The sequence below is a fragment of the Cupriavidus pauculus genome (assembly GCF_003854935.1).
Taxonomy (GTDB): Bacteria; Pseudomonadota; Gammaproteobacteria; order Burkholderiales; family Burkholderiaceae; genus Cupriavidus; species Cupriavidus pauculus_C.
Map to the genome: position 1 here is coordinate 3,523,546 of NZ_CP033969.1, position 21,841 is coordinate 3,545,386.

Sequence of the window (21,841 nt, forward strand, 5' to 3'; positions counted from 1 at the left end):
CTTCAGGAATGGGCCGGGACCATGCACTGCTTGTGTTCGACGTGATACTCGAACTCTTTCCAGTAGTGCTTGAGCATGCCGCGTACCGGCATCGCCGCGGCATCGCCGAGCGCGCAAATCGTGCGACCCATGATGTTTTCCGCGACGTTGTTGAGCAGGTCCAGGTCTTCCTGGCGGCCTTCTCCGTGTTCAATACGATTCACCATGCGATAGAGCCAGCCGGTGCCTTCGCGGCACGGCGTGCACTGGCCGCACGATTCCTCAAAGTAGAAATACGACAGGCGCAGCAGCGACCGCACCATGCAGCGCGTCTCGTCCATGACGATCACGGCGCCCGAGCCCAGCATCGAGCCGGCCTTGGCGATCGAGTCGTAATCCATGGTCGACGCCATCATCAGGTCCGCCGGCACCACCGGGGCCGACGAGCCGCCGGGGATCACCGCCTTGAGCGCCTTGCCGCCGCGCATGCCGCCCGCCAGCTCCAGCAGCGTGGAGAACGGCGTGCCCAGCGGGATTTCGTAGTTGCCCGGACGCTCGACGTCGCCCGATACCGAGAAAATCTTGGTGCCGCCGTTGTTCGGCTTGCCCATCTTCAGGTATTCCTCCGGGCCCACGGCCAGCAGGAACGGCACCGCGGCGAACGTCTCGGTGTTGTTGATCGTGGTCGGCTTGCCGTACAGGCCAAAGCTGGCCGGGAACGGCGGCTTGAAGCGCGGCTGGCCCTTCTTGCCTTCCAGCGACTCCAGCAGCGCGGTTTCCTCGCCGCAGATGTAGGCGCCGTAGCCATGGTGCGCGTGGAGCTGGAAGCTGAAGCCCGAACCCAGGATGTTGTCACCCAGGAAACCGGCGCGGCGCGCTTCTTCCAGGGCTTCCTCGAAGATCTTGTACTCGTTCCAGATTTCGCCGTGGATGTAGTTGTAGCCCACGGTGATGCCCATCGCGTACGCCCCGATGGCCATGCCTTCGATCAGCGCATGGGGGTTGTAGCGGATGATGTCGCGGTCCTTGAACGTGCCCGGCTCGCCTTCGTCCGTATTGCAGACCAGGTACTTCTGGCCCGGGAACGAACGCGGCATGAAGCTCCACTTCAGGCCGGTGGGAAAGCCCGCACCGCCGCGGCCACGCAGGCCCGACGCCTTGACGTCGGCAATCACCTGCTCGGGCGTTACCTTCTGCTCGAGGATGCGGCGCAGTTGCTGGTAGCCACCGCGCGCGACGTAGTCATCGAGGTGCCAGTTCTTGCCGTCCAGGCCGGCCAGGATCAGCGGCTTGATGTGACGGTCGTGCAGAGAGGTCATGTTACTTGTCCCCCTTGGCGGCGGCTTCGGCCTTGAGCTCGTCGACCAGGGCGTCGAGCTTCTGGTCGCTCATGAAGCTGCACATGCGGGTGTTGTTGACGATCATCACCGGTGCATCGCCGCAGGCGCCCATGCACTCGCCTTCCTTCAGCGTGAAGCAGCCGTCGGCGGTGGTCTCGTTGTAGTCGATCCCGAGCTTGCGCTTCAGGTATTCGCCGGCCCGCTCGCCGCCCGACAGCGCGCACGGCAGGTTGGTGCAGACGGTGAGCTTGTACTTGCCCACCGGCTTGGTGTCATACATGTTGTAGAACGTGGCCACCTCTTCCACCCACACGGGCGGCATTTCCAGGTAGCTGGCGACGAACTGCATGACTTCGGGGGAAACCCAGCCCACCTCGCCCTGTGCCACGGCGAGGGCCGCCATCACGGCCGACTGCTTCTGGTCGGCCGGATACTTCGCGATCGCGCGATCGATTTCCTTGAGAGCTTCTGCTGATAGCATGGTCATTGCAGTAATACGGCGGAGCCGTCGCGACTGTCGCGCGGCTCCACTGGTTTGCAGCCGTCGCTGCCATGTTCCGCCGGCCCGGAATGCTCCAGCGCATTCCTTGCCGGTCCGTCGCAGGCATCGCCTGCCGCCACCGTTACCGCCGGGGCCGGCCGAACACGCCCGGAAACGTCGTCCGGACAACGGCCTGTGACGGGATACCGCGTGCCTGCCGGTATCCCTTAGCGGTCGATCTCGCCGAACACGATGTCCTGCGTACCGATGATCGTGACCGCGTCCGCAATCATGTGGCCGCGGGCCATTTCGTCCAGCGCGGCCAGGTGGGCATACCCCGGGGCGCGGATCTTCAGGCGATACGGCTTGTTCGCCCCGTCCGAGATCGCGTAGATGCCGAACTCGCCCTTCGGGTGCTCCACCGCGGCATACGCCTCGCCCGGCGGCACGTGGATGCCTTCGGTGAAGAGCTTGAAGTGGTGGATCAGCTCTTCCATGTTCGACTTCATGTCCACGCGCGACGGCGGTGCCACCTTGTGGTTCTCGGTGATCACCGGGCCCGGGTTGCGGCGCAGCCAGTCGATGCACTGCTTGATGATGCGGTTCGACTGGCGCATTTCCTCTACCCGCACCAGATAGCGCGAGTAGCAGTCGCCGGCCGTGCCCACCGGGATATCGAAGTCGAGCTGGTCGTACACCTCGTAGGGCTGCTTCTTGCGCAGGTCCCACTCGATGCCCGAGCCACGCAGCATCGGGCCGGTGAAGCCAAGCTGCAGGGCACGCTCCGGCGTGACCACGCCGATGTCCACAAGGCGCTGCTTCCAGATACGGTTATCGGTCAGCAGCGTCTCATATTCATCCACGTACGTCGGAAAACGGTTCGTGAAGTCCTCGATGAAGTCCAGCAGCGAGCCCGAACGCGCCTCGTTCATGACCTTGATGGCGCGCTCGTTGTGGATCTTCGACGCACGATACTGCGGCATCGTGTCCGGCAGGTCGCGGTAGACGCCGCCCGGACGGTAGTACGCCGCGTGCATGCGCGCGCCGGACACCGCCTCGTACATGTCGAACATGTCCTCGCGCTCGCGGAACGCGTACAGGAACACGGCCATCGCCCCCACGTCCAGCGCGTGGGCGCCGATCCACATCAGGTGGTTCAGCAGGCGGGTGATCTCGTCGAACATCACGCGGATGTACTGCGCGCGGATCGGCACCTCGATGCCCAGCAGCCGCTCGATCGCCATCACGTAGGCGTGTTCGTTGGACATCATCGACACGTAGTCGAGACGGTCCATGTAGGGAACGCTCTGGATCCAGCTCTTCTGCTCGGCCAGCTTCTCGGTGGCGCGGTGCAGCAGGCCGATGTGGGGATCGGCACGCTGGATGACTTCGCCGTCCAGCTCCAGCACCAGGCGCAGCACGCCGTGGGCCGCCGGGTGTTGGGGACCGAAGTTGAGGGTGTAGTTCTTGATATCTGCCATGACGCCGTTCTCAGTGCTTCGTGCCGCCGTAGTTTTCCTCGCGAATCACGCGCGGCGTGATTTCGCGCGGCTCGATCGTCACCGGCTGGTAGATGACCCGCTTCTGCTCGGGGTCGTAGCGCATTTCCACGTAGCCCGACACCGGGAAGTCCTTGCGGAACGGATGGCCGACGAAACCGTAGTCGGTCAGGATGCGGCGCAGGTCCGGGTGGCCTTCGAACACGATGCCGTAGAAGTCGAACGCCTCGCGCTCGAACCAGTTCACCGAGTTCCAGACGTCGATCAGCGACGGCACGACCGGCATGTCGTCGTCCGGCGCGAACACGCGCAGGCGCAGGCGCCAGTTGTGCTTGATCGACAGCAGCTGGGTGACGGCGGCAAAGCGGGGACCATCCCAGGTGCCTTCGGCATAGTCGGAATAGTCGACGCCGCAGAGGTCCAGCGCTTGCTCGAAATGCAGCGAGGGGTCGTCGCGCAGCAGGCGCGCGGCGTCCAGGTAGTCGGCGGCCTTGACGATCAGCGTCAGTTCGCCGGTCGCCTCGATCAGGCTCTGCACGCGCTTGCCCAGTACTTTCTCGAGGGCGGCCTTGAGGGTATCGAGGTTCGCCATGTCAGCCCTTGCGCGCAATGGTGTTGGTACGCTTGATCTTGTTCTGGAGCTGGATCACGCCGTAGATCAGCGCTTCCGCCGTCGGCGGGCAGCCCGGAACATAGATGTCGACCGGCACGATGCGGTCGCAGCCACGCACCACCGAATACGAGTAGTGGTAGTAGCCGCCGCCGTTGGCGCACGAGCCCATCGAGATCACCCAGCGCGGCTCGGCCATCTGGTCGTAGACCTTGCGCAGCGCGGGGGCCATCTTGTTGCACAGCGTGCCGGCCACGATCATCACGTCGGACTGACGCGGCGACGGGCGGAAGATCACGCCAAAGCGGTCCATGTCGTAACGCGCGGCGCCGGCGTGCATCATTTCCACGGCACAGCAGGCCAGACCGAACGTCATGGGCCAGAGGGAACCCGTACGGGTCCAGTTGATCAGCTTGTCAGCGGTCGTCGTGACAAAGCCTTCGTTGAGAACGCCTTCGATTGCCATTTCACATCACTCCCAATCGAGCGCGCCCTTTTTCCAGATGTAGACGAAGCCCACGATGAATTCCAGCAGAAACACGCCCATGGCGATGAATCCCGGCCAGCCGATGTCCTTGAGGGCAACGCCCCACGGAAACAGGAAGGCAGTTTCGAGATCGAACAGGATAAACAGGATGGCGATGAGGTAGTAGCGCACGTCGAACTTCATGCGCGCGTCCTCGAATGCTTCGAAGCCGCACTCGTACGGCGACAGCTTCGCTGCGTCAGGCTTGTTGGGACCGAGAATCCTGCCGATCGACATCAGTGCCACACCGAGCACGATGCCAAACAGGATGAAGATGAGGACGGGGAAGTAGGCTTCGAGAGTCAAGGTACGGCCAGCCTTATCTGGAATGTTGTCAACAGCACCAGCTAGCGGCGACCTGTTGCCCACCCCAGGCGCCATCCCGTCTTAGCTACGGCGCCGCCTTGCGGACTGCCGGAGAGCCATGCTGCAGCCCATGCATGACAGGGATGCGTCAATGACTTCCGATCAATTGTTTGGTGCCGACGGCGAGACTCGAACTCGCACAGCTTTCGCCACTACCCCCTCAAGATAGCGTGTCTACCAATTTCACCACGTCGGCTGGGGGAGAAACAATATTGCCTTGCGCCGGGTTTTCAGGCCCTACGAAGCTTGGCGGAAGAAGTCTTTCCTCCCGCTTTTGCCCCGCGCTGGGGAATCGTTTCAAGCCCTGCATTCTAACTCATGATTCCCGAATTGTTCAATGCACAACTGCAAATTAACTCAGGAATCCGCTAACACACTGTTCGATTATTGCGCCGATCTGGCGCGTTACTTCGGCACTGCCGGGGCAGCCGGCGCGGAAGCGGCAGACGCTGCCGCGGCCGATGCTGCGGGGGCCGAAGCCGGCGCCGCCTGCGGTTGCTGGGCCGCGCCCATGACGCCCACCGAAGCCAGGGGCTTGTAGTTGCCCAGCAACGTCAGGCCCAGCGTCGAGGCAAAGAACAGCGCCGCCAGCACAGCCGTCGTGCGGGACAGGAAGTTCGCCGAGCCCGAGGCACCGAACAGGCTGCCCGATGCGCCGGAGCCGAACGCCGCGCCGACGTCGGCGCCCTTGCCATGCTGCAGCAGGACGAGGCCGATCACGCCCAGCGCGGACAGGACCTGCACAATGACCAACAGAGTCTTGAAAATTGCCATTTCGTTAGATTCGTTTCGTACTTGCCTGATCAGACAGTCGCATCCGGCATTCAGGCGTTGCCGATCGCGAGGAAATCATCCGCCTTCAGCGAGGCGCCGCCAATCAGCCCCCCGTCGATATCGGACATCGAAAACAGTTCAGCCGCATTGTCCGGCTTGACGCTGCCGCCGTACAGGATGGCCACGCGTCCGGCCACGCCGGCGTCCTTGCGGGCCACCTGCGCGCGCAGCGCGGCGTGCACGGCCTGGGCCTGCTCGCTGGTCGCGGTCTTGCCGGTGCCGATGGCCCAGACGGGCTCATAGGCCAGGACAATGCGACCCAGTTGTTCAATAGACAGCGCATCGAGCACGGCCTGGAGCTGGCGACCCACCACGGCCTCGGTCTGGCCCGCCTCGCGCTCGGCCAGCGTCTCGCCGACGCAAACCACCGGCACGATGCCCGATTCCAGCGCCCGCAGCGCCTTGGCGGCCACGGTGGCATCCGTCTCGCCATGATAGGTACGGCGCTCGGAGTGTCCCACCAGCACGTAGGCGCAGCCGAATTCGGCCAGCATCGGCGCGGCGACCTCGCCGGTGAACGCACCGCGCGTCTCGGCCGAAGTGTCCTGGGCGCCCCAGGCGACCTGGGAACCGGTGAGCAGCGACTGGCACTGGGCAAGATAGGGGAACGGCGCGCAGACAGCCAGTTTCGCCTTGGCCGGCGCTGCCTTGATGGCCTCGAGCAGGCCGGCGTTCGCCGCCAGACTGCCATGCATCTTCCAGTTGCCGATGACCAGCTTTTGTCTCACAAGGGTCCCCTCTCGATCAAACCGGCTATTGTAGCGTGGTCAAGGGGGTGCCGCCAGCGCGTGACGGTCAATTGCGGACAGCCAGTGGCCGGCGGCCCACAATTGCATCGCTGCCGATGCAGTCGGGGCCGCCCGCGCGTGGCTTACCAGGTCAGCACGATCTTGCCGGTGTGCTCGCTCGATTCCATCAGACGGTGCGCGTCCGCGGCCTGCGCGGCCGGGAACACCTTGTAGATCACGGGCTTGATCTTGCCCGATGCCAGCAGCGGCCAGACGTTCTGGTGCAGCGCCTGGGCGATGGCGCCCTTGAACGACGCCGGGCGCGGACGCAGCGTCGACCCGGTGATGGTGATGCGCCGGCGCAGGATGTCGCCCAGCGGGATCTCTGCCTTGGCGCCGCCCAGCAGCGCGATGATGACGATCCGGCCGTCGTCGGCGATGCAAGACAGTTCGCGCGCCAGGTACGAGCCGGCCACCATGTCCAGAATCACGTCCACGCCCTTGCCGTCGGTCAGCGCCTTCACCTCGGCCGCGAAATCCTGCGTCTTGTAGTTGATCGCCCGGTCGGCGCCCAGTTCTTCGCACGCCTTGCACTTGTCGTCGCTGCCGGCCGTGACGAAGACCTTGAAGCCCATCGCCTTGGCGATCTGGATCGCCGTGGTGCCGATGCCGCTCGACCCGCCCTGGATCAGCAGCGTCTCCGCCGCCCCGCGCGGACCCTTGCCGAGCTGGCCGCGGTCGAACACATTGCTCCAGACGGTGAAAAACGTCTCGGGCAGCGCCGCCGCCTCGATGTCGCTCAGCCCCTCGGGCACCGGCAGGCATTGCTCGATCGGCGCGGTACACAGTTCCGCGTAGCCACCGCCCTGGACCAGCGCACAAACCCGGTCGCCCACCTTGAGGCCGAAGCGGTTGGCCGCGTTCGACAGGTCGCCGCCCACCACCACGCCGGCCACTTCGAGGCCGGGCAGGTCCGAAGCACCCGGCGGCACGGGATAGTTGCCCGTGCGCTGGAACACGTCGGGACGGTTGATGCCCGCCGCCGCGACACGAATCAGGATCTCACCGGCCTTCGGTTCCGGATCGGGACGCTGGGTCTCCTGCAGGACTTCAGGGCCGCCGTATTCACGGATCTCGATGGCTTTCATGATGACTCCTCATTAATGGGGGGACGCCGCGCGCCAGTGTGCGGCGCGCTAGGGGGATCGAAGACTGTCCGGCAGTGTAAACAAAAAAGCGGCTGGACATTGCCAGCCGCTTTTACCGTTACTGCCTGTAGGGGCTACAGCTTACTGCTGCTGCTCCGGCGAGGCCGACGCGGGGGCGTCGCCCTGCTGGACGATCGGGCTGATGCTGCCGCCCTCTTCGGCCAGCGCCGCCTTCAGCGACAGGCGCAGGCGACCCTTCTCGTCGGCCTGGATCAGCTTCACGCGCACCTGCTGGCCTTCCTTCAGCCAGTCCTTGATGTCCTTCACGCGCTCGTTGACGATCTCCGAGATATGGAGCAGACCGTCCTTGCCCGGCAGGATGTTCACGATGGCGCCAAAGTCCAGCAGCTTCAGCACGGTGCCGGCGTAGATCTTGCCCACTTCGGCTTCCGCGGTGATGCCCTCGATGCGGCGCTTGGCCTCGGCCATGCCGTCGGTCGACGTCGACGCGATCGTGATCGTGCCGTCTTCCTGGATGTCGATGGTCGTGCCCGTTTCCTTGGTCAGCGCCTGGATGGTCGAGCCGCCCTTGCCGATCACCTCGCGGATCTTGTCCGGATGGATCTTCATCGTGATCATGCGCGGCGCGTGCGCCGACAGCTCGGTGCGGGCATGGCCCATCGCTTCCTGCATCTTGCCCAGGATGTGCATGCGGCCTTCGCGGGCCTGCGCCAGCGCCACCTGCATGATTTCCTTGGTGATGCCCTGCACCTTGATGTCCATCTGCAGCGCCGTGATACCCGTGTCGGTACCGGCCACCTTGAAGTCCATGTCGCCCAGGTGATCCTCATCGCCCAGGATGTCGGTCAGCACGGCAAACTTGTTGCCTTCCAGGATCAGGCCCATGGCCACGCCGGCCACGTGCGCCTTGACCGGAACGCCGGCGTCCATCAGTGCCAGGCAGCCGCCGCAGACCGAAGCCATCGACGACGAACCGTTCGACTCGGTGATTTCCGAGACCAGGCGGATCGTGTAGGCGAACTCGTCTTCCTTCGGCAGCACCGGGATCAGCGCGCGCTTGGCCAGGCGGCCGTGGCCGATTTCACGGCGCTTCGGGCTGCCCACGCGGCCCGTCTCGCCGGTGGCGAACGGGGGCATGTTGTAGTGGAGCATGAAGCGGTCGCGGTACTCGCCGGCCAGTGCGTCGATGATCTGCTCGTCGCTCTTGGTGCCCAGCGTGGCCACGGCCAGCGCCTGGGTCTCGCCACGCGTGAACAGCGACGAACCGTGGGCGCGCGGCAGCACCGACGAGCGGATCTCGATCGGGCGCACCGTGCGCGTGTCGCGGCCGTCGATACGCGGCTCGCCGGCCAGGATCTGGCCACGCACGATCTTGGCTTCCAGGTCGAACAGGACGTTGCCCACCTCCACCTTGTCGGCTTCCACGCCGGCTTCGGCCAACTTGTCCTGCACCGTGGCGTAGACTTCCTTCAGCTTGGCGCTGCGGGCCGACTTCTGGCGCAGTTGATACGTTTCCTGCAGCAGCGGCAGGCCGATCTCGCTGACCTTGGCGATCAGCGCCTCGTTCCTGGCGGCCGGCGCCCAGTCCCATTCCGGCTTGCCGCCTTCACGGACCAGGTCGTGGATCGCGTTGATGGCGATCTGCATCTGCTCGTGGCCGTAGACCACGGCACCCAGCATCACTTCTTCCGACAGCTGGTTGGCTTCCGATTCCACCATCAGCACGGCACGCTCGGTACCGGCGACCACGAGGTCCAGGTCCGACGCGGCGATCTGCGAACGGGTCGGGTTCAGCAGATACTGGCCGTCCTTGTAACCCACGCGGGCGGCGCCCACCGGGCCGCTGAACGGGATGCCCGACACGGCCAGCGCGGCCGACGAGGCGATCAGGGCCGGGATGTCGGCCGGCACTTCCGGGTTGATCGACAGCACGTGGATCACCACCTGCACGTCGTTGTAGAAGCCTTCCGGGAAGAGCGGACGCAGCGGACGGTCGATCAGGCGCGACGTCAGCGTCTCGTTTTCCGACGGACGGCCTTCGCGCTTGAAGAAGCCACCGGGGATCTTGCCTGCGGCGTAGGTCTTCTCGATGTAGTCGACGGTCAGCGGGAAGAAGTCCTGGCCAGCCTTCGGGCTCTTGGCCGCCACCACGGTGGCCAGCACCACGGTGTCTTCCACGTCGACGATCACGGCGCCGGATGCCTGGCGCGCGATTTCGCCGGTTTCCATGCGGACCGTGTGCTGGCCCCACTGGAATTCCTTGACGATCTTGTTGAACATGGTCATGAGCGTTCCTTGATTCATGCTTGCCCGCCGTTAACAGATTCGGCGGGCGGACGCCTGCGCTCGCAGCGGCAGGCGAACTGCCGGATGGTTCCCGGTCCGCAGTCGCAGGGAAGTGCTATGCCATTCCATCGCGCCATCGCCCGGTGCTCCCGGGCGATGCGAGGCGACAGGCGCGCCACGCGATGGAATGACACAAAACCCCGTTTCCTAGGCCGGCTCCGGTGTGTCAGAGCTACAGAAAGAGCGAGGTAACTTACTCCGTCACGCGGCGTGGCGCAACGGCGCCCGGGCCAGTTGCCCGGAACAAGTGTGAAACAGACATCACATCAACGGCTGGATCCGGCAACCGAACGCCGGACCAGAAAAGCAAAATGCCTGCCCCAGCAGTGCTGGCGCAGGCATCGCGGCCTCACGGGAAGTCGTGCCCGAACAACGCTTGCAGGACTCGTGCTGCCATCCGCAGACCTTACTTGCGCAGGCCCAGGGCTTCGATCAGGGCGCGGTAACGGTCGGCGTCGCTGGCCTTGAGGTAGTCCAGCAGGCGGCGACGACGGCTCACCATGCGCAGCAGACCGCGGCGGCTGTGGTGATCCTTCATGTTGGCCTTGAAGTGCGGGGTCAGTTCGTTGATGCGGGTGGTCAGCAGGGCGACCTGGACTTCGGGGCTACCCGTGTCGTTGGCACCGCGGGCGAACTTCTGGATGACTTCGGACTTGTTGATATTGGCAACTGCCATGATGATTTCCTTTCACTTGCGATCGCTGCAGCGCGGAATGCGCCGCCTGCGTCGTGCCTTGTCTTGGCATCTGCCGCCCCATGGCCGGGGGCCAACGGACGACAGCCGCGCATTATAGCCGAATTCCTTCCCGCGGCGAAATCCGCGCGCCGGCAGCGCTCAATTGCGCGGCGGGCGCTCCATCCGGCACGTGGTGGGCAGCGTGGTCTGGGCGGTCTTGAGCTTCTTCACGGTGCGGAACCCGTAGCCCGACCCTTCGTTGTCGAAGCGCACCTCCCCGCCCTGCCGGGCCATCACCGACACGTACAGCGGCTGCAGGACCTGGTGGTCGTCGGCGCGCACCGTGGCCTCGTGGAAGCCGTTGGTGAACCGCATGTCCTCCAGCGCGTAGGCCACGGCGGCAGCCTCGGTGGATCCGGCCTGCTCGATCGCGCGCGCCAGCATCTCGACCATCATCTGCATGCGCAGGTGCACGTAGTCGTCGCGCGGATCGGGGTAGCGCGTGCGAAACGCCTGGTAGAACGCGTCGGACGCCGCGCCGCCCACGTTCGGGTGCCATTCGGCCACGGCCAGCACCCGGCCCACGCCGGCATCGCCCATCGCCGCCGGGGCGCCCAGGCCGTTGCCGTAGAACGTATAGAACCGGGCCTTCAGGCCGCCCTCGCGGGCCGCCTTGATCATCAACGTCAGGTCGTTGCCCCAGTTGCCCGTGACCACGGCGTCGGCGCCGCTGGCCTTGATCTTGGCCACGTAGGGCGCGAAATCCTTAATCTTGCCGATCGGATGGAATTCGTCGCCGACGATCTGGATGTCCGGCCGCTTGGCCGCCAGCATCTCGCGTGCCGAACGCGCCACCTGGTGGCCGAAGCTGTAGTCCTGGTCGATCAGGTAGACCTTGCGCACGCCGTGCTCGGCGCGGATGGCCTCGGTCAGCGCCTGCATCCGCATGTCGGCGCTGGCGTCGAACCGGAAATGCCAGAAACTGCAATTCTCGTTGGTCAGCGTCGGATCGACGGCCGAGTAGTTCAGGAACAGCACGCGGGCGTCCGGCTGGCGCTGGTTCTGGCGGTTGATCGCCGCCACCAGCGCGCTGGCCACGGCCGAGCTGTTGCCCTGCAGGACGAACGGGATGCGCTTGTCCACCACGCTGCGGAACTGGATCAGGCTTTCGTCGACGTTGCCCTTGCTGTCGAACGTGACCAGTTCCAGCGGGTGCGCGCCATCCGGCAGCTTGACGCCGCCGCGCGCGTTGACCCGCTCCACCGCGATCCGCAGGTTGCGCACCACGGCCTCGCCCGCGTTGGCGAACGGACCGGACAGCCCGTCGATCATGCCCAGCCGGATCGGCGCGCCCGACGGCTGCTGCGCCATGGCGCCCGTCGCCGCGCAGCACAGCGCCACAGCCAGCCAGCGCCGCACGCGGTTCATTCGGATCCCACCCATTGCCACTCCAGTCATTCCAGTCGCTGCGAAAGCCGCGATGGTACACACAGACCGCCGGCCACCGCTACACTGGCGATCAACGCACTTTCGCTGCCGTTCACCGAGAAAATGATGCTTTCCCCGAAATATCGTGCCGGCCGCTGGATGTCCGCGGCGCTGCTGGCCGCCGCCGCACTCGCCGGCTGTGCCAGCCTGGGCCCGGCCCTGGCGCCGGTCAGCACCGGCCTGAAGCTGGTGGGCCAGCCGCAGAGCGCCTTGGAGGCCACCTTCGGCAGGCCCACAGACGTCTACCGGCTGGACGACGGCACCACGCGCTGGTTCTATTCCAAGCAGCCGCTGGGCGAATATTCCTACGCCGCCGACTTCGACCGCGACGGCCGCCTGACCAATTTCCGCCAGATGCTGACCACGACCGAGCTGTACAAGTCGCAGGTCAACGTCTGGACCAAGAAGGACGTGCTCGAACATTTCGGCGCGCCGCGCGAGCCCATCGAGTACTACCCCCGCCTGCGCCAGGAAGCCTGGAGCTACCGCTTCCTGCACGAGGACCAGTGGTACTCGATGTTCAACTTCATGTTCGACGATGCCGGCGTGCTGCGCCGGACGCTGATCACGCCCGACCCGCTGCGCGACCGTCCCGACCGGCGGTAAACGACAAACCGCCCGGCCATGCGGGATACGCAACGGGCCGGGCGGTCCATGACGGCTGGCGCTTCGTGGGCGCCGGCCGTCGCATCGCAGGATTCAGGTCAGGTAAGGGTCAGATCTGCGGGTTGATCTTCTGCACGGCCTTGTCGTGCAGCTTGTTCAGCGCGGCCAGGTAGGCCTTGGCCGAGGCGGCCACGATGTCCGGGTCGGTGCCTACGCCGTTGACGATGCGGCCGGCCTTCGACAGCCGCACGGTCACTTCGCCCTGAGCCTGGGTGCCGGCCGTGATCGCGTTGACCGAGTACAGCACCAGTTCGGCGCCGCTCGACACGCGGCCCTCGATGGCATGGAGCGTGGCGTCGACCGGGCCATTGCCCTCGGCCTCGCCCACCTGCTCGGTGCCATCGGCGTTGAACACCACGCGGGCGTGCGGGCGCTCGCCGGTTTCCGAACGCTGCGACAGCGACACGAAGCGGTAGTGTTCGTTGGCGTGCTCCTGCTCCTCGTCGGACACGATGGCCATGATGTCCTCGTCGAAGATCTCGGCCTTCTGGTCGGCCAGCTCCTTGAAGCGGGCGAACGCGGCGTTGATCTCGGCCTCGCTCTCCAGCTCGATGCCCAGCTCCTGCAGGCGCTGCTTGAACGCGTTGCGGCCCGAGAGCTTGCCCAGCACAATCTTGTTGGCCGTCCAGCCCACGTCTTCCGCACGCATGATCTCGTAGGTGTCGCGCGCCTTGAGCACGCCGTCCTGGTGGATGCCCGAGGCATGCGCGAAGGCGTTGGCGCCCACCACGGCCTTGTTCGGCTGCACCACGAAGCCGGTCACCTGCGACACGAGCTTCGAGGCCGGCACGATCTGCGTGGTATCGATGCCGACGTCCATGTTGAAGTAGTCACGGCGCGTCTTCACGGCCATCACCACCTCTTCCAGGCTCGTGTTGCCGGCCCGCTCGCCCAGGCCGTTGATCGTGCATTCGATCTGGCGCGCACCACCCAGCTTCACGGCGGCCAGCGAGTTTGCCACGGCCATGCCCAGGTCGTTATGGCAGTGGACGGACCAGACGGCCTTGTCCGAGTTCGGAATGCGCTCGCGCACCGAGCGGATCAGCTCGGCATAGCCTTCCGGCACGGCGTAGCCGACGGTGTCCGGCAGGTTGATCGTCGTCGCGCCTTCGGCAATCACGCCTTCCAGCACGCGGCACAGGAAGTCCATATCCGAACGGCTGCCGTCCTCTGGCGAAAATTCGATGTCGTCGGTGAACTGCCGCGCAAAGCGCACAGCCAGGCGGGCCTGTTCGTAGACCTGGTCCGGCGTCATGCGGAGCTTCTTCTCCATGTGCAGCGCCGAGGTGGCGATGAACGTATGGATCCGGAACGAGTTGGCCGGCTTCAGGGCCTCGGCGGCGCGGGCGATGTCCTTGTCGTTGGCGCGGGCCAGCGAGCAGATCGTCGAATCCTTGACGACCTGGGCGATCGAGCGGATGGCCTCGAAATCGCCGTTGGAGCTGGCCGCAAAGCCGGCCTCGATCACATCGACCTTCAGGCGTTCCAGCTGACGCGCGATGCGAATCTTCTCTTCGCGGGTCATGGACGCACCGGGCGACTGCTCGCCGTCGCGCAAGGTGGTGTCGAAAATGATGAGTTTGTCAGACATTTGTGGAGCTCCTGGGCTGTGCCTTATGTGCTGTACCGCTGGCCCGCCTTCACCACGCCGGGCATTCGGATCGGAATGCAAAACGCCCCGGCGTGCATGGATGCAGGCCGGGGCGTTGAAAAATCCTTGTGATTTCCGCGCTAGGGGCGAACCGTCGATCCCTTTAGCGCGCGCGCGTCCCGACCCGATGGCCTAGTAGGCCACCTAGGGTGGTGCGGGCGATTAGGATCTGGCGCGAAATCATGTCGGCGACTATAGCCGGTTTGCCAGCGGCGCGCAACCGGCGGCAACCCGGCTATTTCGGCGGGATGCGCAGCTTCTGACCCGGGTAGATCTTGTCCGGGTGCGTCAGCATCGGCTTGTTGGCCTCGAAGATCTTGTTGTACTCGGCGCCGTTGCCGTACGCCGCCTGGGAAATCGCCCAAAGCGTGTCGCCCTTGACCACGGTGTGCCACTGCGATGCGTCGGTCTCCACGTTGACCGACATCTTGTCCTCCACCGACGCCACGCCCTCGACGTTGCCGCAGCACAGGATGATCTTCTCGCGCGTGGCCTGGTCCGGGGCCACGCCGAACACGGTCACCTTGCCCCGCGAGCCATCCACCGTCACGGTCAGCCCGGTGGCGGAGAGCCCCATCTGGGCGATGTACGCCTCGATCGCGTCGCCGGCCGCCCGGTTGGCCGCCTCGGCCTTGTCGGCCGCGCCGGGATTGGCCGTGGCCGCATCCTGGGCCGCCTTGGCCTCGCCCTTGCCGAACAGCTTCTCTCCCGCTTCCTTGATGAAGTCGAACATGCCCATGTCATTCTCCTTGGGGTGGGTGTAACGGACTACAACGCGCGCAAAACAAAGGGCGCCACGAGGGCGCCCTTCCACAAGACGAGATCAATGGCCGTTGCCATCGCCGCTGCCGCCGCCGGCTGGCCGCGACTTGCCGACGCTGCCCCGCTGCCCGTGGATGGACCGCCAGGCCCACAGCACATAGCCGGAGATCGCATAGGCGACGAACAGCCCAAACAGCGCCACGGGCGGATCGGACGACACGATGACGAACAGCACCAGGACCAGCACCATCATGCCGAACGGCACCCGGTAGCGCACATCGAGCGCCTTGCCGCTGTAGAACGGGGCATTGGACACCATCGACAGCCCCGCATAGAGCGTGATCGCGAACGCCACCCACGGCATCCACAACTCCTTGACCGGCAGCTTGTTGTCGATGGCCAGCCAGACAAAGCCGGCCACCAGCGCGGCCGCGGCCGGGCTCGGCAGGCCCTGGAAGAACCGCTTGTCGATCACGCCGATGTTCGCGTTGAAGCGCGCCAGCCGCAGCGCGGCGCACGTGCAGTAGACGAACGCCGCGATCCAGCCCCATTTGCCCAGGTCGTGCAGGATCCACTCGTACATGACCAGCGCCGGCGCCACGCCGAACGACGTCATGTCCGAGAGCGAATCGTACTGCTCGCCGAAGGCGCTCTGGGTGTTGGTGATGCGGGCCACGCGGCCGTCCATGCCATCGAGCACCATGGCCGCGAAGATGGCGATGGCCGCCACGTCGAAGCGCATGTTCATGGCCTGCACGATCGCGAAAAAGCCCGCGAACAGTGCCGCCGTGGTGAACGCGTTCGGCAGCAGGTAAATGCCGCGGCGGCGCGGACGCACGTACTCGATGTCGTGCTCGTCGGCATCGTCGTAGCCGGCGTCGTTGCGAAGCTGGTTGTGGCGGAACGGGCGCAGATGCGTCACATTGCCGCTGCTCACGCGCTTGTTGCGTCGGTTGAAGGCACCCATGCCAGGTCTCCTGTCGCTGACCGGTCCGGCGTCAGGGCTGCACGTCCAGCTCGGCGAGCACGGTCGACGAGGCCGACACCTTCTCGCCGATCGTCACGCGCGGACGGGCATCCACGGGCAGGTACACGTCCACGCGCGAGCCGAAGCGGATGAAACCGTAGCGCTGGCCGCGCGACAGCGTGTCGCCCACCTTGGTGTAGCAGAGAATGCGGCGCGCCACCAGGCCGGCCACCTGCACCAGCGTCACCAGCTGGCCATCGGCCGCGCGGCGGACCACCACCGCGTTGCGTTCGTTCTCCAGCGACGCCTTGTCCAGGTCCGCGTTGACGAACTTGCCCGGGAAGTATTCGAGCTTCTCTACCTTGCCGTCCAGCGACGAGCGGTTCGAGTGCACGTTGAACACGTTCATGAACACGCTGATCTTGAGCGCCTCGCGGCCGGCATAAGGGTCCTGCGTCTTCTCGACCACGACGATGCGGCCGTCGGCGGGCGCCAGGATGGCGTTGGGCGCCGACGGGATCGGGCGCGGCGGGTCGCGGAAGAACTGCAGCACGAAAATCGTGATGATCCACAGCGGCAACGCCCACCAGAAACCCGCGCTGACATGCACCAGCAGCGAGATGATGAAAGCGCCGGCCAGGAACGGCCAGCCTTCACGGGCGATCAGCGGATGAGGATAGTTCATGCAAGCGTTGTTCTGTTGGTCGCGTAAGGTCGACAAACCCGGCGCACGATGCTGCACATGCAGGCCATGCGGGGCCGTCGGAGCGAAATATAAGAAAAAATCAGGCCTGCGCCTGAAAAAGTCCGACAAGGATAACAAAAAGCCGCCCAGTCGCCGCCGAAATGTCCCGTGCATTGCATAAGACCGGCGGCCGACTGGGCGGCCGTGGCAATCGCGGCAGGCCCGGCCGGTTGGCCAGGCGCGCCGCCGCTGCCCGTACTGCTTAGTTCTTCGACTGGTCGACCAGCTTGTTCTTGGCGATCCACGGCATCATCGCGCGCAGCTTCGCACCCACTTCCTCGATCTGGTGCTCGGCCGTCAGGCGGCGGCGCGAGATCAGCGTCGGGGCGCCGGCCTTGTTTTCCAGCAGGAAGCTCTTGGCGTACTCGCCGGTCTGGATGTCGGTCAGGCACTGCTTCATGGCCTTCTTCGTCTCTTCCGTCACGACGCGCGGGCCGGTGACGTATTCGCCATACTCGGCGTTGTTCGAGATCGAGTAGTTCATGTTGGCGATGCCGCCTTCGTAGATCAGGTCGACGATCAGCTTCAGTTCGTGCAGGCACTCGAAGTAGGCCATTTCCGGCGCGTAGCCGGCTTCCACCAGCGTCTCGAAGCCTGCCTTGATCAGCTCGACGGTACCGCCGCACAGCACGGCCTGCTCGCCGAACAGGTCGGTCTCGGTTTCCTCGCGGAAGTTGGTCTCGATGATGCCGGCGCGGCCGCCGCCGTTGGCGGTGGCGTACGACAGGGCGATGTCACGGGCGGCGCCGGACTTGTTCTGGTGCACGGCGATCAGGTGCGGCACGCCGCCACCCTGCGAGTACGTCGAGCGCACGGTGTGGCCCGGGGCCTTCGGGGCGATCATGATCACGTCCAGGTCGGCACGCGGGATCACGGCGCCGTAGTGCACGTTGAAGCCGTGGGCAAAGGCCAGCGCGGCGCCTTCCTTGATGTTGGCGTGCACTTCGTTCTTGTACACGTCGGCGATCTGCTCGTCCGGCAGCAGGATCATGACCACGTCGGCGCCCTTCACGGACTCCGCCACTTCCTTGACCTGCAGGCCGGCGTTGACGGCCTTGTTCCACGACGCGCCGCTCTTGCGCAGGCCCACCGTCACGTTCACGCCCGAATCCTTCAGGTTCAGCGCGTGGGCGTGGCCTTGCGAGCCGTAACCGATGATGGTGACATTCTTGCCCTTGATGAGGGAGAGGTCGGCGTCCTTGTCGTAAAACACTTTCATGATGGTTCCTTCAATTTCTCAGATCTTCGTATTTGGGGTGGCGGCGCAGCGACCCACGGGTGCGTGCGGGCGCCGCGCTGCTTCGGGATACTGCTGTCGGCTTGTGGCCGTGCTCTGTTGCCGGGGGCGCCGGTCAGACCTTCAGGATGCGCTCGCCGCGGCCGATGCCGGAGCCGCCCGTGCGGACGGTTTCCAGGATCGCGGTGCGGTCGATGGCATCGAGGAACGCATCCAGCTTGCCGCCGTTGCCGGTCAGCTCGATGGTGTACGTCTTTTCGGTCACGTCGATGATGCGGCCACGGAAGATGTCGGCCGTGCGCTTCATTTCCTCGCGCTCCTTGCCGACCGCGCGGACCTTGACCAGCATCAGCTCGCGCTCGATGTGCGCGCCTTCGGTCAGGTCCACCACCTTGACCACCTCCACCAGCCGGTTCAGGTGCTTCGTGATCTGTTCGATCACGTCGTCCGAGCCGGTGGTGACGATGGTCATCCGCGACAGCGACGCATCCTCGGTGGGGGCCACCGTGAGCGTCTCGATGTTGTAGCCACGGGCCGAGAACAGGCCCACCACGCGCGACAGCGCGCCGGGTTCGTTTTCCAGCAGGACCGAGATGATGTGACGCATTACAGGTCCTCCACGCCGAGCAGCATTTCGGAGATACCCTTGCCGGCCTGCACCATCGGCCACACGTTTTCCGTGGGGTCGGTCTGGAAGTCCAGGAACACGGTACGGTCCTTCAGGCGGAACGCCTCGCGCAGCGCCGGCTCGACGTCGGACGTCTTCTCGACGCGCATGCCCACGTGGCCATACGACTCCGCCAGCTTCACGAAGTCGGGCAGCGCGGTCATGTAGGAGTGCGAGTAGCGGTTGTCGTACTCGATCTCCTGCCACTGGCGCACCATGCCCAGGTAGCCGTTGTTCAGCGAGCAGATCTTGACCGGGGTGTCGTACTGCAGGCAGGTCGACAGTTCCTGGATGCACATCTGGATCGAGCCTTCGCCCGTGATCGTGACGACTTCCTTGTCCGGGAACGCCTTCTTGATGCCCATCGCGTACGGCAGGCCCACGCCCATCGTGCCCAGGCCGCCGGAGTTGATCCAGCGGCGCGGCTCGTCGAACTTGTAGAACTGCGCGGCCCACATCTGGTGCTGGCCGACGTCGGAGCAGACGAACGCGTCGCCCTTGGTCAGTTCCCAGATCTTTTCCACCACGTATTGCGGCTTGATGATCTCGGAGTTGCGGTCGTACTTCAGGCAGTCCACCGAGCGCCATTGCTCGATCTGGTCCCACCACTTCGCCAGCGCCTCGCGCTTGGGCTTGACGTCGCTGGCCTTGATCTGGGCGATCAGTTCCTGCAGCACATCCTTGACATTGCCGACGATGGGAATGTCCACCTTGACGCGCTTCGAGATCGACGACGGGTCGATGTCGATGTGGATGATCTTGCGCGCCTGGGCCGTGAAGTGCGCCGGGTTGCCGATCACGCGGTCGTCGAAGCGGGCGCCGATGGCGATCAGCACGTCGCAGTTCTGCATGGCCATGTTGGCTTCATACGTGCCGTGCATGCCGAGCATGCCGACGAACTGCTTGTGCGTGCCCGGGAACGCGCCCAGGCCCATCAGCGTGTTGGTCACCGGGTGGCCGGTCAGTGCCGCCAGCTCGCGCAGCTCGTCGCTGGCATTGGCCAGCACCACGCCGCCGCCCGAGTAGATGTACGGGCGCTCGGCGCCCTGCAGCAGCGCCACGGCCTTGCGGATCTGGCCCGAGTGGCCCTTGTTGACCGGGTTGTACGACCGCATGTCCACCGCCTTCGGGTACTCGAAGCGGCAGGCATTGCGCGACACGTCCTTCGGGATGTCCACCACCACAGGGCCGGGACGGCCCGTGGCGGCGATGAAGAACGCCTTCTTGATCGTCGCGGCCAGGTCGCGCACGTCCTTGACCAGGAAGTTGTGCTTGACGATGGGGCGCGTGATGCCGACGGTATCGCACTCCTGGAACGCGTCCTGGCCAATGGCGTGGGTCGGCACGTTGCCGGTGATCACCACCATCGGGATCGAGTCCAGGTAGGCCGTGGCGATGCCGGTCACGGCATTGGTCACGCCGGGGCCCGAGGTCACCAGGGCGACGCCGACCTTGCCGGTCGCGCGGGCATAGCCATCGGCGGCATGCACGGCGGCCTGCTCGTGGCGCACCAGGATGTGTTCGAATTTCTTTTGCTTGTGGAGCTCGTCGTAGATATAGAGCACTGCGCCGCCGGGGTAGCCCCAGACGTACTCGACGCCTTCTTCGGCAAGTGCATTGACGAGGATTTCCGCTCCGATCATTTCGCGAGCGGAGGATGAATTGCTGTCTGCGTGGGAGAATTCCGCGCTGGGCATGTTCATTTCAGTCCTTTGCAATTTTCGGCAAAAAATTGTTTGGATGCTCTCTGCCGGGCTTGTGGCTCGGGTTCAAGCGGTGCGCGTCTGCATGAGGAGACCGCCTCATAAGCGGTCTGATGAGACAACCACTGATGTCGTGAACCGCCGATGATACTGCAATGCACCAGTGCGGTAAATGAATCGCCGGAACTTTTTGCACGGCCGCACCCTGTGGGGGCAGCGGCGCTACAACGCCGGGGCGGCGGCCCGGGCCCATGTCTGCATTTGCATACAGGAGTGGCAGGAAGCGGCCGTTTTTTGCTAGCATCGCAGACATTTCCCGGCTGCCGCAGGACTGAGGCGGCACATTTGGCCTGCCCCACCACGCCCATACGCTGTTTTTGCCTGCATGGCCACCGACAAGGAACTCTCAGACTTTCTCGCCAGCGTCGAACGCCGCGCCTTCAAGCAGGCCGTTTTCGCCGTCCGTGACGACGAAGCGGCGCTGGACATCGTGCAGGACGCCATGATCAAGCTGGCGGAAAAGTACGGCGACAAGGGCCCGACGGAATTGCCGCCGCTGTTCCAGCGCATCCTGCAGAATACGATCCACGACTGGTTCCGCCGCCAGAAGGTGCGCAACACCTGGGTGACGCTGTTCTCGAACCTGCGCGACGAGCGCGACGGCGACGACAGCGACCTGCTGGACACGCTGGAGGCCGAATCGGGCACCGAAATGGCCGAAAGCAGCGCCGACAAGGTGGAGCGCGCCCAGGTCATGGCGATCATCGAACAGGAAATCCAGCGCCTGCCCACGCGTCAACGCCAGGCTTTCCTGATGCGTTACTGGGAAGATATGGACGTGGCCGAAACGGCAGCCGTGATGGGCTGTTCGGAAGGCAGCGTCAAGACGCACTGTTCCCGTGCCACGCATACGCTGGCGCAAGCCTTGCGCGCGCGGGGGGTCCGACTATGAGCAGAAACGAACGAGAAATCCAGGAACGGCGCTTTGCACGCGAGGTCCGCGTGGCACTCGATGCCTCGGCCGACGCGTTGCCGCGCGACATCGCCGAACGGCTGGCCGCCGCGCGCCGCATGGCGCTGGCCGCGAAGAAAGCCGAAGCAACCGCTCACGTCCCGCGCCTGGCGATGCCCGGCGCACCGGGCGGGTACGGCCACGACCTCGACGACGTGGACGACACGCCGCTGCACCGCGCCGGTGCGTGGCTGCGCAAGCTGGCGCTGGTCTGGACGCTCGTCGCGCTGGTCACGGGACTGGTCGGCATCTACCACTGGCAGCAGCAGAAGCGCGTCGAGGAACTGGCCGACGTGGACGCCGCGATGCTGCTGGACGACCTGCCGCCCACGGCCTACGCCGACCAGGGCTTCCACGTGTTCCTGAAGCGCGACCGCGACAATCCCTAG

22 protein-coding genes and 1 tRNA gene are annotated in these 21,841 nt (G+C 65.2%); 3 read left to right on the forward strand and 20 right to left on the reverse strand.

All coding sequences use genetic code 11. The annotated features are described in order from the left end of the window. Positions 1-2: 2 nt before the first annotated feature. From nuoF to EHF44_RS17790, 13 genes are all read right to left on the reverse strand, one after another. Complete coding sequence (nuoF, locus tag EHF44_RS17730; RefSeq protein ID WP_124684869.1) at positions 3-1,298, reverse strand: NADH-quinone oxidoreductase subunit NuoF; 1,296 nt, start codon at positions 1,296-1,298, stop codon at positions 3-5. A gap of 1 nt (position 1,299) precedes the next feature. Continuing rightward, a complete protein-coding gene (gene nuoE / locus EHF44_RS17735) occupies positions 1,300-1,800 on the reverse strand; it encodes an NADH-quinone oxidoreductase subunit NuoE (RefSeq protein WP_061957852.1) in 501 nt (166 codons plus the stop codon). 227 nt (positions 1,801-2,027) lie between these two features. Beyond that, the gene (locus EHF44_RS17740) at positions 2,028-3,281 is read right to left on the reverse strand and encodes an NADH-quinone oxidoreductase subunit D (RefSeq protein WP_124684870.1); all 1,254 of its coding nucleotides are present in this window, start codon (positions 3,279-3,281) and stop codon (positions 2,028-2,030) included. A gap of 10 nt (positions 3,282-3,291) precedes the next feature. Next, positions 3,292-3,891, reverse strand: a complete 600-nt coding sequence (locus EHF44_RS17745; protein WP_124684871.1) for an NADH-quinone oxidoreductase subunit C — start codon at positions 3,889-3,891, stop codon at positions 3,292-3,294. A 1-nt stretch (position 3,892) separates the two neighbouring features. Then, positions 3,893-4,375 carry a NuoB/complex I 20 kDa subunit family protein gene (locus EHF44_RS17750; protein WP_008643342.1) on the reverse strand — a complete coding sequence of 161 codons (483 nt, stop codon included), beginning with the start codon at positions 4,373-4,375 and terminating at the stop codon, positions 3,893-3,895. 6 nt (positions 4,376-4,381) lie between these two features. Then, entirely contained in the window at positions 4,382-4,741 is a 360-nt protein-coding gene (locus tag EHF44_RS17755; protein WP_124684872.1) for an NADH-quinone oxidoreductase subunit A, read from the reverse strand. A 171-nt stretch (positions 4,742-4,912) separates the two neighbouring features. Further along, a tRNA-Leu gene (locus EHF44_RS17760) sits at positions 4,913-4,997 on the reverse strand. A 209-nt stretch (positions 4,998-5,206) separates the two neighbouring features. Beyond that, complete coding sequence (secG, locus tag EHF44_RS17765; protein WP_124684873.1) at positions 5,207-5,575, reverse strand: preprotein translocase subunit SecG; 369 nt, start codon at positions 5,573-5,575, stop codon at positions 5,207-5,209. A 50-nt stretch (positions 5,576-5,625) separates the two neighbouring features. Further along, positions 5,626-6,363 (reverse strand): triose-phosphate isomerase, encoded by a 738-nt coding sequence (gene tpiA / locus EHF44_RS17770; protein WP_124684874.1) that lies wholly within the window; start codon positions 6,361-6,363, stop codon positions 5,626-5,628. 143 nt (positions 6,364-6,506) lie between these two features. Continuing rightward, entirely contained in the window at positions 6,507-7,511 is a 1,005-nt protein-coding gene (locus EHF44_RS17775) for an NAD(P)H-quinone oxidoreductase (RefSeq protein WP_124684875.1), read from the reverse strand. Between the two features lie 141 nt (positions 7,512-7,652). Then, entirely contained in the window at positions 7,653-9,818 is a 2,166-nt protein-coding gene (gene pnp / locus EHF44_RS17780) for a polyribonucleotide nucleotidyltransferase (protein WP_124684876.1), read from the reverse strand. A 466-nt stretch (positions 9,819-10,284) separates the two neighbouring features. Beyond that, positions 10,285-10,554 (reverse strand): 30S ribosomal protein S15, encoded by a 270-nt coding sequence (gene rpsO / locus EHF44_RS17785; RefSeq protein WP_124684877.1) that lies wholly within the window; start codon positions 10,552-10,554, stop codon positions 10,285-10,287. A 159-nt stretch (positions 10,555-10,713) separates the two neighbouring features. Further along, a complete protein-coding gene (locus tag EHF44_RS17790) occupies positions 10,714-11,997 on the reverse strand; it encodes a branched-chain amino acid ABC transporter substrate-binding protein (protein WP_172966085.1) in 1,284 nt (427 codons plus the stop codon). A 108-nt stretch (positions 11,998-12,105) separates the two neighbouring features. On the opposite strand from EHF44_RS17790, the gene EHF44_RS17795 reads away from it, so the two are divergent. Further along, positions 12,106-12,648, forward strand: a complete 543-nt coding sequence (locus EHF44_RS17795) for a hypothetical protein (RefSeq protein WP_437340305.1) — start codon at positions 12,106-12,108, stop codon at positions 12,646-12,648. A gap of 109 nt (positions 12,649-12,757) precedes the next feature. On the opposite strand, the gene EHF44_RS17800 is transcribed toward EHF44_RS17795, so the two are convergent. The 7 genes from EHF44_RS17800 to EHF44_RS17830 all read right to left on the reverse strand — a co-directional run bounded on the left by EHF44_RS17800 (position 12,758) and on the right by EHF44_RS17830 (position 20,440). Beyond that, positions 12,758-14,299 (reverse strand): 2-isopropylmalate synthase, encoded by a 1,542-nt coding sequence (locus tag EHF44_RS17800; protein ID WP_124684878.1) that lies wholly within the window; start codon positions 14,297-14,299, stop codon positions 12,758-12,760. 295 nt (positions 14,300-14,594) lie between these two features. Further along, entirely contained in the window at positions 14,595-15,098 is a 504-nt protein-coding gene (gene lysM, locus EHF44_RS17805) for a peptidoglycan-binding protein LysM (protein WP_124684879.1), read from the reverse strand. Between the two features lie 84 nt (positions 15,099-15,182). After that, the gene (gene pssA, locus EHF44_RS17810) at positions 15,183-16,088 is read right to left on the reverse strand and encodes a CDP-diacylglycerol--serine O-phosphatidyltransferase (RefSeq protein WP_124684880.1); all 906 of its coding nucleotides are present in this window, start codon (positions 16,086-16,088) and stop codon (positions 15,183-15,185) included. A gap of 31 nt (positions 16,089-16,119) precedes the next feature. Continuing rightward, a complete protein-coding gene (locus EHF44_RS17815; protein ID WP_124684881.1) occupies positions 16,120-16,773 on the reverse strand; it encodes a phosphatidylserine decarboxylase in 654 nt (217 codons plus the stop codon). A 262-nt stretch (positions 16,774-17,035) separates the two neighbouring features. Beyond that, complete coding sequence (gene ilvC, locus EHF44_RS17820) at positions 17,036-18,052, reverse strand: ketol-acid reductoisomerase (RefSeq protein ID WP_124684882.1); 1,017 nt, start codon at positions 18,050-18,052, stop codon at positions 17,036-17,038. Positions 18,053-18,185: 133 nt separating this feature from the next. Next, a complete protein-coding gene (gene ilvN / locus EHF44_RS17825; protein ID WP_008643328.1) occupies positions 18,186-18,677 on the reverse strand; it encodes an acetolactate synthase small subunit in 492 nt (163 codons plus the stop codon). After that, complete coding sequence (locus EHF44_RS17830; protein ID WP_124684883.1) at positions 18,677-20,440, reverse strand: acetolactate synthase 3 catalytic subunit; 1,764 nt, start codon at positions 20,438-20,440, stop codon at positions 18,677-18,679. The genes ilvN and EHF44_RS17830 overlap by 1 nt, the downstream gene beginning before the upstream one ends. A gap of 385 nt (positions 20,441-20,825) precedes the next feature. Between EHF44_RS17830 and EHF44_RS17835 the strand changes: the two genes are divergently transcribed. Together EHF44_RS17835 and EHF44_RS17840 are read left to right on the forward strand one after the other, a co-directional pair. Continuing rightward, positions 20,826-21,392 (forward strand): RNA polymerase sigma factor, encoded by a 567-nt coding sequence (locus EHF44_RS17835; RefSeq protein ID WP_124684884.1) that lies wholly within the window; start codon positions 20,826-20,828, stop codon positions 21,390-21,392. Beyond that, the gene (locus EHF44_RS17840) at positions 21,389-21,841 is read left to right on the forward strand and encodes a DUF3619 family protein (RefSeq protein ID WP_124684885.1); all 453 of its coding nucleotides are present in this window, start codon (positions 21,389-21,391) and stop codon (positions 21,839-21,841) included. Before EHF44_RS17835 ends, EHF44_RS17840 begins: the two co-directional genes overlap by 4 nt.

Bases quoted from the DNA above. Each gene is read 5' to 3' on its own strand.
- EHF44_RS17750 (WP_008643342.1), bottom strand. From the start codon at position 4,375: ATGGCAATCGAAGGCGTTCTCAACGAAGGCTTTGTCACGACGACCGCT.
- EHF44_RS17775 (WP_124684875.1), bottom strand. From the start codon at position 7,511: ATGAAAGCCATCGAGATCCGTGAATACGGCGGCCCTGAAGTCCTGCAG.
- EHF44_RS17790 (WP_172966085.1), bottom strand. From the start codon at position 11,997: ATGGGTGGGATCCGAATGAACCGCGTGCGGCGCTGGCTGGCTGTGGCG.
- secG (WP_124684873.1), bottom strand. From the start codon at position 5,575: ATGGCAATTTTCAAGACTCTGTTGGTCATTGTGCAGGTCCTGTCCGCG.
- EHF44_RS17840 (WP_124684885.1), top strand. From the start codon at position 21,389: ATGAGCAGAAACGAACGAGAAATCCAGGAACGGCGCTTTGCACGCGAG.
- EHF44_RS17835 (WP_124684884.1), top strand. From the start codon at position 20,826: ATGGCCACCGACAAGGAACTCTCAGACTTTCTCGCCAGCGTCGAACGC.
- nuoE (WP_061957852.1), bottom strand. From the start codon at position 1,800: ATGCTATCAGCAGAAGCTCTCAAGGAAATCGATCGCGCGATCGCGAAG.
- EHF44_RS17795 (WP_437340305.1), top strand. From the start codon at position 12,106: ATGATGCTTTCCCCGAAATATCGTGCCGGCCGCTGGATGTCCGCGGCG.
- rpsO (WP_124684877.1), bottom strand. From the start codon at position 10,554: ATGGCAGTTGCCAATATCAACAAGTCCGAAGTCATCCAGAAGTTCGCC.
- nuoF (WP_124684869.1), bottom strand. From the start codon at position 1,298: ATGACCTCTCTGCACGACCGTCACATCAAGCCGCTGATCCTGGCCGGC.
- ilvN (WP_008643328.1), bottom strand. From the start codon at position 18,677: ATGCGTCACATCATCTCGGTCCTGCTGGAAAACGAACCCGGCGCGCTG.
- EHF44_RS17745 (WP_124684871.1), bottom strand. From the start codon at position 3,891: ATGGCGAACCTCGATACCCTCAAGGCCGCCCTCGAGAAAGTACTGGGC.
- lysM (WP_124684879.1), bottom strand. From the start codon at position 15,098: ATGGGCATGTTCGACTTCATCAAGGAAGCGGGAGAGAAGCTGTTCGGC.
- EHF44_RS17800 (WP_124684878.1), bottom strand. From the start codon at position 14,299: ATGTCTGACAAACTCATCATTTTCGACACCACCTTGCGCGACGGCGAG.
- ilvC (WP_124684882.1), bottom strand. From the start codon at position 18,052: ATGAAAGTGTTTTACGACAAGGACGCCGACCTCTCCCTCATCAAGGGC.
- EHF44_RS17815 (WP_124684881.1), bottom strand. From the start codon at position 16,773: ATGAACTATCCTCATCCGCTGATCGCCCGTGAAGGCTGGCCGTTCCTG.
- EHF44_RS17740 (WP_124684870.1), bottom strand. From the start codon at position 3,281: ATGGCAGATATCAAGAACTACACCCTCAACTTCGGTCCCCAACACCCG.
- pssA (WP_124684880.1), bottom strand. From the start codon at position 16,088: ATGGGTGCCTTCAACCGACGCAACAAGCGCGTGAGCAGCGGCAATGTG.
- EHF44_RS17830 (WP_124684883.1), bottom strand. From the start codon at position 20,440: ATGAACATGCCCAGCGCGGAATTCTCCCACGCAGACAGCAATTCATCC.
- pnp (WP_124684876.1), bottom strand. From the start codon at position 9,818: ATGACCATGTTCAACAAGATCGTCAAGGAATTCCAGTGGGGCCAGCAC.